10 protein-coding genes are annotated in these 12,808 nt (G+C 59.8%); 8 read left to right on the forward strand and 2 right to left on the reverse strand.

Features of this window, described 5'->3' with window-relative positions:
* Nucleotide 1: 1 nt before the first annotated feature.
* From DTW90_RS20300 to DTW90_RS20335, 8 genes are all read left to right on the forward strand, one after another.
* Complete coding sequence (locus tag DTW90_RS20300; RefSeq protein WP_132523612.1) at nt 2–550, forward strand: carboxymuconolactone decarboxylase family protein; 549 nt, start codon at nt 2–4, stop codon at nt 548–550.
* Between the two features lie 42 nt (nt 551–592).
* Nucleotides 593–1,927, forward strand: coding sequence for an MFS transporter (locus tag DTW90_RS20305; RefSeq protein ID WP_149340534.1), 1,335 nt, complete (start codon nt 593–595; stop codon nt 1,925–1,927).
* On the forward strand, nt 1,920–2,552 hold the full coding sequence (locus DTW90_RS20310; protein WP_149340536.1) for a DUF4286 family protein: 633 nt from the start codon (nt 1,920–1,922) through the stop codon (nt 2,550–2,552). The genes DTW90_RS20305 and DTW90_RS20310 overlap by 8 nt, the downstream gene beginning before the upstream one ends.
* A gap of 89 nt (nt 2,553–2,641) precedes the next feature.
* Nucleotides 2,642–3,592, forward strand: coding sequence for a LysR substrate-binding domain-containing protein (locus DTW90_RS20315; RefSeq protein ID WP_149340538.1), 951 nt, complete (start codon nt 2,642–2,644; stop codon nt 3,590–3,592).
* 221 nt (nt 3,593–3,813) lie between these two features.
* On the forward strand, nt 3,814–4,941 hold the full coding sequence (locus DTW90_RS20320) for an efflux RND transporter periplasmic adaptor subunit (RefSeq protein ID WP_132523608.1): 1,128 nt from the start codon (nt 3,814–3,816) through the stop codon (nt 4,939–4,941).
* 3 nt (nt 4,942–4,944) lie between these two features.
* Nucleotides 4,945–8,085, forward strand: coding sequence for a multidrug efflux RND transporter permease subunit (locus tag DTW90_RS20325; RefSeq protein ID WP_149340539.1), 3,141 nt, complete (start codon nt 4,945–4,947; stop codon nt 8,083–8,085).
* 237 nt (nt 8,086–8,322) lie between these two features.
* A complete protein-coding gene (locus DTW90_RS20330; RefSeq protein ID WP_246664987.1) occupies nt 8,323–9,645 on the forward strand; it encodes an alpha/beta hydrolase in 1,323 nt (440 codons plus the stop codon).
* Nucleotides 9,646–9,788: 143 nt separating this feature from the next.
* Nucleotides 9,789–10,223, forward strand: coding sequence for a hypothetical protein (locus tag DTW90_RS20335; protein ID WP_188080004.1), 435 nt, complete (start codon nt 9,789–9,791; stop codon nt 10,221–10,223).
* 143 nt (nt 10,224–10,366) lie between these two features.
* Here the strand turns inward: DTW90_RS20335 and DTW90_RS20340 are convergent, their stop codons facing one another.
* Together DTW90_RS20340 and DTW90_RS20345 are read right to left on the reverse strand one after the other, a co-directional pair.
* Nucleotides 10,367–11,305 carry a DUF2950 family protein gene (locus tag DTW90_RS20340; RefSeq protein WP_132523605.1) on the reverse strand — a complete coding sequence of 313 codons (939 nt, stop codon included), beginning with the start codon at nt 11,303–11,305 and terminating at the stop codon, nt 10,367–10,369.
* A 33-nt stretch (nt 11,306–11,338) separates the two neighbouring features.
* The gene (locus tag DTW90_RS20345) at nt 11,339–12,772 is read right to left on the reverse strand and encodes a DUF3300 domain-containing protein (protein WP_149340543.1); all 1,434 of its coding nucleotides are present in this window, start codon (nt 12,770–12,772) and stop codon (nt 11,339–11,341) included.
* Nucleotides 12,773–12,808 lie beyond the last annotated feature (36 nt).

The raw sequence follows: 12,808 nt of genomic DNA on the forward strand, positions 1-12,808 counted from the left end.
CATGCGCCTGAAAGATTTGAAGCCCGAAGACATGACGGACGAGCAGCGCCTTGTCGCCGAAGAGGCAATCGGCGGAAAGCGTGGGCATCTGCCCGCGCCGCTGCGTGCCTGGCTGCATAGTCCGGAAATGGGCGCCAGGGCGCAGCGTCTCGGCGAATTCGTTCGATATGACACGAGCCTGGAACCACGTCTTTCCGAGCTCGCCATCCTCGTTACGGCCCGGTTCTGGAGCTCGCGCTACGAATGGAATGCGCACAAGATCAAGGCGCTGGAAGCGGGGCTCGAGGAATTCATCGTCGAGGCGATCCGCCTGCGTCAGACGCCGTTCTTCGCTTCCGCACGTGACCAGCTCGTCTACGACTACGCCTATGCGCTCCATGACACCCATTTCGTGTCGGACACCCTTCACGCAGCCGCACTCGAACTCTTCGGCGAGCGGGGATTGGCGGAGCTCGTCGGGATAATCGGATACTACACCTTCGTAGCGATGACGCTGAACGCCTTCGAGATAGGCGTGCCGGACGGCCAACCACATGATTTCGATGAATGACGCTGTCCAGCGAACTTCGATCAAATACCTGGGAGAGGAAATATGACTGATACTCCTGTCGGCAAGCCGGTAGCACCACCCCTCATAAGCACTGCAGACGATGCGCTGGAGGCATCGACAATGCGTCTCGTTCGCCGGCGCTTCCTGCCCGTTCTCGTGCTCGGCTTTCTCGTCGCCTATCTCGATCGCGTCAATGTGGGCTTTGCGGCCCTGACGGCGAATAGCGATCTTGGTCTGTCGCCGACAGATTTCGCTCTCGGCGCGGGTGTCTTCTTCTGGGGTTATTTCCTTTTCGAATTGCCGAGCAACCTGGTGCTTGAGAAGGTGGGCGCGCGCATTTGGGTGAGCCGTATCCTGATCACGATCGGGCTCGTTTCCATGGCCATGGTGGCGATACGCGGTCCGGTCAGTTTTGAGATCGTTCGCTTCCTCCTCGGCGCTGCCGAGGCCGGTCTCTTCCCGGGTGTCATCTATTTCATGTCGCTTTGGTTTCCCAAGCGTTACAAGGCGCAGGACATGGCGCTTTTCATGATGGCCATTCCGCTTTCCGGCTTCATCGGAGCTCCGGTCTCGAGTTGGCTGCTGGCGCTTGATGGCGCCCTCGGTCTTCGCGGCTGGCAGTGGATGTATCTTATCGAAAGCGTTCCCGCGATCGTGATCGGCCTGATGTGCTACCGGCTGCTGTCCGATACGCCGGCAAATGCACCCTGGCTCTCCAGGGAACAGCAGGTCTGGCTGCAAAACCGACTTGCACAGGAAAAAGTGCAGGTGCAGCCCGGCGTGAAGATTTCCAAATGGCAGCTGCTGAAGGACGTCAATCTGCTCTGCTACGGCGCCATCTTTTTCGGCGTAACCGCCGGCAGCTACGGGTTGAGCCTATGGCTACCGCTGATCCTGAAGGGCCTCGGGCTCACCACGTTCGAAACCGGGCTTATGGGCGCCGTGCCGTTTGCTTTTGGCTGCGTTGCCACCATCGTTTGGGGTTGGAGTTCCGATATCCGCAAGGAACGTGTGTGGCATACGGCCATTGCCTCCTTCGTCTCGGCGCTTGGTCTTGGCCTTTGCCTGTTGACGGTATCGCCTGCCTTGACCGTGGCCTTTCTTTCCGTCTCGGCGCTTGGCCTTTACGGCGTCAAGGGTCCGTTCTTTGCGCTGGCGACTGAGCGGTTGCCGCCCAGCCTGGCAGCGGCAGGCATCGCGGTCATTACCTCGCTTGCCGGCCTTGCCGGTTTTGTCGGGCCGTACGTGGTCGGCTGGCTGAAGACCGTTAGCAACAGCTATTCCGCCGGCCTCGGGTTCCTCGCCCTCCTGTGCGTGGTGAGCGGTTTACTCACTCTCATCCAGGCTTCTTTGCAGGGAACAAAGCAGCGTGACTGAGGCAAGTCCGACCGCCGTGATGCTTGCCATGATGGAACCTCCTTCTCAATATGAGGAGGAGTTCCACGACTGGTATGACACCGAACACGTGCCGCAGCGGCTCGGCTTGCCGGGATTCTTGCGTGCCTCCCGCTGGGAGTGCATTGCCGGCGCCCCGCGCTGGCTCGCACGCTACGAGCTTGCTTCACTCGCTGCCCTGGAATCTGCGGAGTACAAGGCTGTATCCGGCGCGAATTCCACGCCATGGAGCCGTCGTATGCTTGCCAAATGTGAGGGACCGGGCCGAGGGCAGGTCAGAGGCGATATTCTGACCTCGGCACAGAAGAACATGCCTGATGCCGCCAACGTCGACCATCTGATCGTCGCACGCTTTCCGGCGCTGGGGGCAAAAGACGAAACCATGCTTTCGGCAGCGATCGCAGGGCTTGTTGCCGAAGTGGAAGAGGTGTCGGGCTACACGCTGTTGCGATCGAGCGTCGAAGCGACGAACGGCTCCGATATCTGGGCGCTGATAGAAGGCGGCATCCCGCTCACCTACCTCATGGAAAACAGGCTTCTGGCATGCGGGCAATGGAGCGCTGAGGTAACTAACCTGTACAGAGGCTATAGACGACCTTTGAAATGAAGACCGGACGAATGCTCCTGACCTAGACTGTTGTCGTTGTGGCCTTGCAGCCTTTATACAATGCGGCGACTGAGCATTCGCGAGGGAACATGATCGATATTCGCGAGTTGCGATATTTCGTGCAAGTGGTGCGGGCAGGAAGTTTTAGCCGGGCTTCGATGGAGTTGAACGTCGCGCAGCCCGCCCTAAGCCGGCAGATGCAGAAGCTCGAGGAAGAGCTTGGCACCGCGCTGCTGCTGCGCCACGGGCGTGGGGTCCGCCCAACCGCGGCCGGTACACTGTTGCTCGAACGCGCCGAATCCATCCTGGGCCACTTGCGGCAGCTTCCCGATCATATCCGGGACGCATCGGAGGCTATGGTCGGACATGTCGTTCTCGGCCTGCCGCCTGCAGCCGGCCTGTTGATCGCGCCGGAGATCGTTTCAAGGTTCCGTGCACGCTGGCCGCATGCGACCCTTCATCTGAAGGAAGGCGTCAGCTCTTCGCTCGAAGAGTGGCTTCTCGGTCGCCGCCTGGATATTGCGGTACTTCATAATCCGACAATGCTGCCGGGCCTTAATCTCCATACGGTCATAAATGAAAACATGGTGGTGGCCGGGCCCGGAAAAGGTGGGCCTCGCGACGAGTTGGGGACGATCCGATGGCGCGAGATTGCGGAGACGCCGCTGATCCTGCCGAGCCTGCCCCACAGCAATCGCCGCTTCATCGAGCAGGAGGCCGCGCGGCGCGGCGTCAGGCTCACGCTCGTCCAGGAAGTCGACAGCGTCGCCATGACCAAGGTGCTGGTCAAACGCGGCTTCGGTTCAACGATCCTGACTTATGCCGCGGTCGCCGCGGAGGTCGCCAGCGGCGAAATCGACGCACGCCGGATCGACCGGCCACCACTGATCTCGACCATCGCGATTGGAACGACCCAGGACGCCATGATGGCTCCTCTTGCGCGCGAGGTCTTCGAACTCCTGCGTGATGTCATTAGTAGTCTGGTCGCTTCCGGCACCTGGGTCGGCGCGCAATGGGTCGAGACTTTGGCTCGACGTTGAGCCAATGAGCACGACCGTTCGCTGAGCTGCAATCTGTTCCCGCCGCCTTCGGGAGCTGATCCCGACACTAGCTCGCCTTTGATTGCTCCCCGGCGAGCGGCGCTGTCTCCCGAACATTAATTTACGCCGTTTGTTACCGTAACATACTTGCGGACGGCCTTGTTTCGGCTCTTTGTTATATAAGGTAACACATACATGCGGGCTTATCCGAGGGGGAAGTCATGCGAGTTCTCGTCAGCCTATCGTCTGTCGTCGCAGCGGCCGCCGCCGTCATGTTGGCCCCCAGCGCATTCTGCCAGGAAGCGGCAACAACCGCCGCACCGCCACCGCCGCCCACTGTCACCGTCGCGCTGGTAACCGAGAAGGATATCCGGCCTTCGTCCTCGTTCACCGGACGGGTGGTCGCTGTCGACAAGGTCGACCTCAGGGCGCGCGTTGACGGATTTCTCGAAAAGACGCTCTTTAAGGAAGGACAGGATGTAAAGCCTGGCGATCTGCTCTTCTCGATGGAAAAGGGGCAATTTCAGGCGGCCGTAGAGCAGGCCCAGGGAAATCTCGAGGCGGCTGAGGCATCGGTCTCGCTCGCGGATATCGAGGTCAAGCGGCAGTCCGATCTTGTCGCCAAGAATGCGGGGACCCAGCAGGCACTCGATCTGGCGAACGCCAAGAAGCAGGGATCCGCGGGAACCGCCGAACAATTGCGAGCCGCCTTGGCGCAGGCCGAACTCAATCTCGGTTACACGGATATTTCGGCGCCGATTGCTGGGCGGATCGGCCGTGCTGCATATTCGGTCGGAAACTTCATCGGGCCTTCGAGCAATGTACTCGCAACGATCGTCAGCCAGGACCCAATCTACGTGAATTTCACGGTTTCACAGCGTGAGATGCTGGGGATACGCGAGAAATACAAGGGAGCAGCCGCTGACGCGCTGGTGAATGTGCAGCTTGCCGACGGCACGACCTATCCCCAGGGTGGGAAGATCGACTTCGTCGACGTGAGCGTCAATCAGGGAACGGACACGGTGGTTGTGCGAGCAAGCTTCGCCAATCCGGACCGAGTGCTTGTCGATGGTCAGCTTGTCAACGTCACGGTCAAGGGTGATCAGGCGCAGTCCGCTCTGGTGATCCCGCAGTCGGCCATACAGATCGACCAGGCAGGCCCCTACGTGCTTGTCGTCAACAAGGACAAGAAGATCGAGGTGCGGTACCTCCAGCCGGGGCAGATGGAAGGCAGTGACGTCTCCATCACCAAGGGGCTGTCTGCCGGGGAGATGGTCGTAACAGAAGGCATACAGAAGGTTCGCCCGGGGCAGGCTGTCGAGCCCGTCGTCGCCAAATCAGGGTCCTAAGCAATGCTCTCAGAAGTCTTCATCGATCGGCCGCGATTGGCCGTTGTCATCTCGCTTGTCATAACGATCGCAGGCCTTGTGGCGCTCAAGGTCATTCCGATTGCCCAATTCCCGGACATCGTACCGCCCCAGGTATCAGTGACGGTCACCTATCCCGGCGCGAGCGCTGATGTGGTGCAGGAAACCGTCGCGCAGCCGATCGAGTCGCGCGTCGTCGGCGTCGACAACATGATCTATATGAAGTCGACGAGCGGCAATGACGGCAGCTATACGCTGACGGTCAGCTTCGCCGTCGGAACCGACCCTGACATCAACACCGTCAACGTCCAGAACCGCGTCAGTCTGGCAGAAGCACAACTGCCCCAGGAAGCCCGCGCTCAGGGCATCAACGTCAAGAAGAAGTCTTCGGCGCTGATGCAGCTCATTGCGCTGACATCCACCAAGCCGGAGCACGACCAGCTCTTTCTGTCGAATTACGCGACGATCAACATCATCGACGGCCTGAAGCGGATCAAGGGCGTCGGCGATGTGACGTTGCTGACGCCATGGGATTACAGCATGCGTGTCTGGGTCACGCCGGAACGCCTTGCGAATTTCGGCATGACGCCGAATGACGTCGTGGCCGCGCTGAAGAGCCAGAACATCCAGGCGGCGATCGGCCGCATCGGTGCGCAGCCGGCTCTGCCGGACCAGCAATTCCAGCTCACGATCCAGACCAAGGGCCGCCTGACGTCCGCCGAGGAATTCGGCGCGGTCGTGATCAGGGCGCAGCCGGATGGCTCGTTCGTGCGGGTAAGAGACGTGGCGCGCGTCGAACTCGGGCCGAAGGCCGCAGATCAGATCGGTCGACAGGACGGCGCTTCGGCAGCCGTCATCGGTATCTACCAGGCGCCTGGCGGCAACGCCATTGCGACGGCCGAGGCGATCCGCCAGCTCCTTGAGAGGCTGAAGCCATCGTTCCCCGACGGGGTCAGCTACGCGATCACTTACGACACGACGAAGTTCGTCGAGGAAAGCATCCATGAGGTGGTCAAGACCCTGATCGAGGCCTTCGTCCTCGTCGTGATCGTCGTCTATCTCTTCCTCGGCAGTGTCCGGGCGACGCTCATTCCGCTGATCGCCGTGCCGGTATCGCTGATCGGTACGTTCGCCGTCATGATGGGATTGGGCTTTTCAGCCAATACCGTCTCGCTGCTCGCCCTCGTGCTCGCCATCGGGATCGTGGTCGACGACGCCATCGTCGTGGTCGAGGCGGTCGAGGCTCATCTCGAGAAGGATCCGACCATCACGCCGGCAGAAGCGGCGCGACGCGCCATGACCGAGATCACGGCTCCGATTATCGCGATCACGCTCGTTCTGCTCTCCGTGTTCGTCCCGGTCGCCTTCATTCCCGGCATCTCCGGCGAGCTCTTCCGCCAGTTTGCCGTTGCAGTCTCGGTGTCGATGGTCATTTCGGCGATCAACGCCCTCAGTCTATCGCCCGCCCTTTGCGCCGTGTTGCTCAAGGCGCACCACGGCCCGAAGCGCGGCCCGATCCGCTATGTGTTGAAAGGCATCGACCTCGCACGCGATGGCTATGCCTCGATTGTCCACAGGCTGGTGCGAATTGCCGTCTTTGGTCTGGTCCTGTTGGCCGTAATTGTCGTTGCTACCGGTTGGTTGTTCAAGACAACCCCGACTGGCTTCCTTCCATCCGAGGATCAGGGCGCCATCTTTGGCGAAATCATTCTGCCGGAAGGTGCGTCGGTCAACCGCACGGATGCCGTCACCAAGAAGGTCGAGGACATCGTGCGCAAGACAGAAGGTGTTCAGGGCGTCATGTCGGTCGTCGGCTACAGTCTGCTCGATGCACAGGTAAAGTCGAATGCCGCCATGATGGTGCTGACGCTCAAGCCCTTCGCCGATCGAACCAAACCCGAGCTCTCAGTGGATGGCCTGATCTCCAAGCTTGGCGACGAGTTTCGATCTCTCTCCGAAGCCAACGTCATCGTCTACAATTTGCCGCCGATTATCGGGCTCGGAACCGGAAGCGGCTTCGAATACCAGCTTTTGAGCCTTACTGGCAGCAATCCGGCTGAGGTTGCACAAGCTGCGCGCGGCCTCGTTTTCGCGGCCAACCAGAACCCGGTTCTCAACCGTGTCTACACGACCTTCAGCGCCAACACGCCGCAGCTCTACCTCGATATCGACCGCGAAAAGGTGCAGACGTTGGGCATTCAGGTTTCCGACGTCTTCAACGCGCTCCAGGCGATCCTCGGCAGTATCTATGTCAACGACTTCAACCTGTTCGGCCGTACATGGCAGGTCACCGTTCAGGGCGAGGCCAGCAACCGGGCGCGAATAGACGACATCTACCGTATCAACGTCCGTAACAGCAACGGTGATATGGTGCCCATAAAGGCCTTTGCCAACGCTCGTCTGATCCTTGGGCCACAGCTCATCGTGCGCTACAACAACTACGCCAGCGCCACGATCAACGGCGGCCCGGCGCCTGGCCGCAGCTCCGGCGAGGCGATTGCCGCAATGGAGCAGGTCTCCGCCAAGACGCTTCCGCCGGGCTACAGCTACGAATGGACGGGCACGGCACTTCAGGAAATCGAAGCGAGCGGCAAAACGGCGATCATCCTCGGCCTTGCAGTCCTATTCGCCTATCTCTTCCTGGTGGGGCTCTATGAAAGCTGGACGATCCCGGTAGCAGTGCTGCTCTCGGTTTCGGCGGGTATTGCAGGCGCCATGCTGGCGTTGAAGCTCGCGGGCCTTGACAACAACATCTATGCCCAGATCGGTCTCGTGGTCCTGATTGCACTTGCCGCAAAGAACGGCATCTTGATCGTCGAGTTCGCCATGATGCGTCGCGAGCACGGTCTGAGTATTTCCGAGGCCGCGGTCGAGGGAGCAAGGGAGCGGTTCCGCGCTGTGATGATGACGAGCTTCGCCTTCATCGCGGGACTCATACCGCTGGTGATTGCCGAAGGCGCGGGCATGCTCAGCCGCCGTGGCGTCGGTACGGCCGTGTTCGGCGGCATGGTCGGGGCGTCGTTGGTCGGCATCTTCCTGATCCCCATCCTTTACGTGATCTTCCAGTGGCTCCGCGAAAAAGTGAAGCGCATCGGGTCATCCGCGAAACAGAAGGAAGTGCACTAGGTCCGAAAGCTTCTCCTGGATATTGGCCTTACGTGCGGGCATTTCGCATCTGCACAACTCCAGGTAATAAAGCGATTCGAAATATATGAAGCCATGAGCTCCATTCTGCGCTATGGTTGATCGCCGCAGTTTGGGTAACTGCAGCCTCCGCGATCACAGCGGAGGGGACGGAACCTTTGGCGAGGGGATATCGAGATCGCTTGTTCATCGATGATATCGGCGCGGCCCGGGAACGGGGTGCGACGCCTTTGCGAACATGCGACGGCCTGCCTGACGCTGCTTTTCCTCGTCGTTCTCTCGGCCTGTGCCAACGGCAAATCGGCTGGCATGGCGGATGCGGGATCAGGCGCAAAGACCGCCATCGCCTCCACGACAACAGCGAAAGCCAGAAATTTCGATGTCCTCTACGTGACAGATCGGGCGCCTGTTGTCTCCAGCGCCCGAGCGCTTTCCTATGGTCCAGGCAGAGATCGGGCGCTAAGCTTCGGTTCAGTCTCGCTTGCCTTTCCCCCAACGGCCTCAGGTCGGCCGGCGGACACCAGTGACGCGCCGCTGAAGGTTGTCGCGACGACCAGGATCGGCGCGTTCCCGCAGACGCCCTACGCCATCCAGGCGACGGCCAAGGGTCCGGAGCGATTGCCGGCGACTGTCAAAGCGCACGAAAGAGCGGCCGCTGCGCTCAAAGGAGAGATCAGCAGGCGGCTGTCCCTGGCGAAACGCAAGGAAGTCGTCATTTTCATCCACGGCTACAACAACACCTTCAACGATGCGGCGGAATCGACCGGCAAGATATGCGAGACGCTTTCGATGGATTTCGTCTGCGTTGCCATGACATGGCCTGCCGGCGGCTCGGGTGGCGTTTTCCAGGGATACAACATCGACCGGGAGTCCGGAGAATTCGCGGTAGCGGATATCAAAAAAGCCATCCGCATCATTTCTGAAACGCCAGGCGTGGAGCATGTTCATCTTCTCGCCCACAGTCGTGGAACCGATGTCCTTCTCTCGGCCATCCAGCAGCTTGGTATTGAAGCCTATGTCGCCCGCTCCTCGCCGGCGCAGCGCTACAAGATCGCCAATGTCGTTCTTTTCGCGCCCGATATCGACCTGGATGTGGCCGTGACCAAACTGTTCGGTGTCGTCTCCGATCCGGATATTCCCTTTGGATCACGGCCGAAACCTTCCGGCGCCTTTCCGCCGACAGGTTCTCTACATCTGACCGTGTATTCCTCGCCGAACGACAAAGCGATCGCGCTATCGAGCTTTCTCTTTGGCAGCGTCGTCAGGCTCGGGCGGCTGACCAGCACCAACATGACGACTGATATCAACGGCTCGAATGCACTCTGGGAGAATTCGCAGATCGCTGGCATTGCCGACTTCATCGAATACAAGGGACAGGCCGGATTTTTCGGACATGCCTACTTCAATTCCGATCCGGCAGTGCGTGAAGATCTGGTGGCCCTGTTGCGTGATCGTCTTAAGGCAGGAGATCCGCGGCGACCGCTGGTGGAGGTCAAGCGGCCGTTCTGGCGTATCGCGGAGGCTTCGAAAGCAACCAACTAGAATTGGCCAGCTTCAGTAATATACCGTATTTTACCTCTACGGAGGCGTATCTTACTGCCTCCGTCCTCTCATCGGACCTATCATAGTTTTAAATTTTGGAGGCCATGGCGATGACATCAACCGAGACGTCCACACCCCAGACAATGAACAGCGCGGAAGATTTGCGCAAACGTGCCCTTGAGCTTCAACTTGCCGAGATGGAGCGCAATGACAGAATCAAGGAGCGCGAGGCAAAGAAGCACGCGGAATTCGTTGAGGACTTTTTCCGCAAAAATATCGGTGACGCCGAGCGCGCCGTTATCAAGCGGCTGGTCATGAAGGCCGCTGCCGACGGAAAGTACGAGGCTATGATCTACAGCTTCCCTTCGAGCTTCTGCACTGATAGCGGCCGCGCCATCAACAATAGCATTCCCGGTTGGCCGGACACGCTCCAGGGAAAGGCAAAGGAACTGTTTGAACTTTTTGAAGAGGTGGCCAAACCTCAGGGCTACGGACTGAAAGCCACGATCATCAATTTCCCGGAAGGCATGCCGGGAGATGTCGGGTTTTTCCTGACGTGGGAACCACCCGTCGAGTGATCATTCAAACACAATCAAGATGTCACGCGTCCGCCCTAGCCGGCGGACGATTTATATAGCTGACGATCGAATCCCGCACTGCCTTGGCAAAGTACGACGGTCCCGCCGATGACGTTCCTGAGGCACGACATCGGCGGTCCATGCTAGTCCTGAACAATGGTCCAGTTGGAGTCGGGATTGAACTCCTTTATCGCTGCTGCTCGCTCTGTGGTCTGCGGCCCAAGATCGCGTTGGTAGATGGGGCTCACGCCGTTGACGATAAAGGTCTGCACACCGGTCACCCGATATGTGACCGGCCAGGCAATCAGGGCAAAGCCGGCCGTCATATGTCCATTGACGATATAACTCTGCTTGCCACCAAGCACATTGGCTCCCTGTCCCGTCAGGATGCGATAGCGGTATCCGTAATATCCGCCGCCTCGCTTGGCCGTGCCGAAGGCCGCCGTCTCGATCAGGGCGCTCGCCGGGCTGTCGTCGCCGTCGGGGCCGGGTTCCCAGTACAAGCCGTCCCGCTTGCCGGGCGTGCTGATCAGCTTCTGGGCATACTCATAGATGCCATCGCCGTCAGGATCCTCGGACGCGTACTGGTGTTGGGCGACGACATAGTCCCGCATGGTCTGAATGGTTGCGAGCTCGTTCTCGCCGATCCGACGGTTGACGATTTCCTGCAGGCCATCGCGTGTGTCGAATGACCATTTTCCGTCCTTGCTCTTGGCAAGCGGGAAAGGCAGGGGCCAGAGCTTATCTCCGATGGCAACGACTTTCCGGTCCCCCAAATCCTGCAGGACGACCTGCCGTGTGGCTCCCTCGCGGATCAGGTGATAGGCGATCATCGCATCATCGCTCGCCTGTAGTTTGTCGGCCTTCAAGCCGAGAAGATTTGCAAGTCCGCCGATGTCGTCCGAGGAGAGCACCGACTTCAGCCGATCGACCGCCTGCTCGGGCGTGTCGAACGACGGCGGCGGGCTTGTTCCCACGAATTCAGCAAGATCGGTCTTGCCCTGGGAGAACGACGGGGTCGCGGAAGCCACGCAGAGTGCGGTGGCGAGCATGAGTGGGAGCACCGTAGATTGAAGTCTCATGATGTAACTCCGATAATCTGGAAGGGAAAACACTTACCGCCGACGACCGCCGCCGCCACGACCTCCACCACCGCGGAAGCCACCACCGCCGCGACCTCCGCCACCACGACTCATCTGAGGACGATGAGCCGGACGCGACATGGAGCGACCGCCGCCGCGGAATCCGCCACCCATGCTTTGCCCACCCCGCCTCGAGGCTATAGCTTCGCGGCGGCCGCCGGATTGGAAGTTTCCAAGCGCACTCGTTCGGCCCCGGTTGTCGGGGCGCGCCGCCATCCTGGATTTGTTCCCTCTCGCTGCGGCGACATTTCCCGCGCGGTTGGCCGGTCTCGCAGCGGCGCGGTTACCAGACCTGTTGCCGCGGGCCTCAGGTCGCGACGCATTCGCTCGGTTGATCCCATCTCCTGCTCCTGGCCTGTTTGACGCATTCGCTCTCAGGCCCTGGGATGTATTCCGCCTGATATCGTCGGCACGGCCTCGGACGTTCCCCGCCCCCGTGCCGCGGTTCGCCCGCAGTTCGTTGGCTCTGTTACTCAGCTGGTTACGATTGTCGCCCTGAAGCCCGTTTCTGACTGCCGAGCGGTCAATGTTGGCGAGTTGATCGCGACCGATCGAAAGCTTGCTCCGATCGACGTTCTTCCAGTCGATGTCGTTCCACTTGACCTTGCCGTTGAAGTTGCGGTTGTTGAAGCAATTGTTGCAGTCGACATCAACGTCTCCGCGCCAATTGCCGCCCCATACGCCCCAATTGTTCCAGTTGACGGCCGCTGCCCAGGCGACTCCCGTGACGGCCGCAGCGAAGAATCCGGCCCCTGGATAGTAATAATTGTCGTAGGAATCGGGATAGTAGGAGATCGGGGCAGGCGCATAGTTCGGCTCGTAGAGCATCTCAGGCGCATATTGCGGGATGTAGATCTTTTCGGGATTGGTCGGACGAATGATAATATTGTCGTTCTCGTTGACAACAGTCACCTTGTCGTCCGTCTTGATGATGTTTTTCGCCACCGCCTCGTCTCGGAGTTGCTGAATGGCGATAAGCACGTCCTTTTGCTGATTGGTGAGTGCGTCGGCAAGCGACTGTGTCCAATCGAGATCCTCACTCATCATCTTGACGACATCGGGATAGTTCAGAAGCGAGATGACACTGCCGTCCCAGTCACTTTTCGGCTTGAGCTTGCTGTCCTTCTTCTTCGCCTCGAGATAACGCTGGGCCTCGACGATCTGTAGCGGAAAAAGGGAAGCAGCCGAGATCGCCGCAACCAGATCGTCCGGGTAAAGCGCGATCCGCGCGACCAGAATCTCTAGATCATCGTCGGAAAGTATCGTTGTATCGGTCTGGTCCGCATTCGCCGTAGCGGCAGCTGCAGCCGCCGCCGGCTCCTGGGCGCGCACGGCGAGCGCCGGCTGCAATGATATGATTGTGAAGGCTGACAGTCCGGCGAGCAGCCTGCGAGAAATTGCTTTCATTGCGCATTGACCTCCTCTGGATCAGAACCAATTGCT

Origin of the sequence: Neorhizobium sp. P12A, from assembly GCF_008365395.1 — a bacterium.
In the GTDB taxonomy this organism is placed as follows: domain Bacteria; phylum Pseudomonadota; class Alphaproteobacteria; order Rhizobiales; family Rhizobiaceae; genus Rhizobium.

Excerpts from the sequence above, each read along its gene's own strand:
- DTW90_RS20300 (WP_132523612.1), top strand. The coding sequence starts at position 2 with ATGCGCCTGAAAGATTTGAAGCCCGAAGACATGACGGACGAGCAGCGC.
- DTW90_RS20305 (WP_149340534.1), top strand. The coding sequence starts at position 593 with ATGACTGATACTCCTGTCGGCAAGCCGGTAGCACCACCCCTCATAAGC.
- DTW90_RS20315 (WP_149340538.1), top strand. The coding sequence starts at position 2,642 with ATGATCGATATTCGCGAGTTGCGATATTTCGTGCAAGTGGTGCGGGCA.
- DTW90_RS20320 (WP_132523608.1), top strand. The coding sequence starts at position 3,814 with ATGCGAGTTCTCGTCAGCCTATCGTCTGTCGTCGCAGCGGCCGCCGCC.
- DTW90_RS20325 (WP_149340539.1), top strand. The coding sequence starts at position 4,945 with ATGCTCTCAGAAGTCTTCATCGATCGGCCGCGATTGGCCGTTGTCATC.
- DTW90_RS20335 (WP_188080004.1), top strand. The coding sequence starts at position 9,789 with ATGAACAGCGCGGAAGATTTGCGCAAACGTGCCCTTGAGCTTCAACTT.
- DTW90_RS20340 (WP_132523605.1), bottom strand. The coding sequence starts at position 11,305 with ATGAGACTTCAATCTACGGTGCTCCCACTCATGCTCGCCACCGCACTC.
- DTW90_RS20345 (WP_149340543.1), bottom strand. The coding sequence starts at position 12,772 with ATGAAAGCAATTTCTCGCAGGCTGCTCGCCGGACTGTCAGCCTTCACA.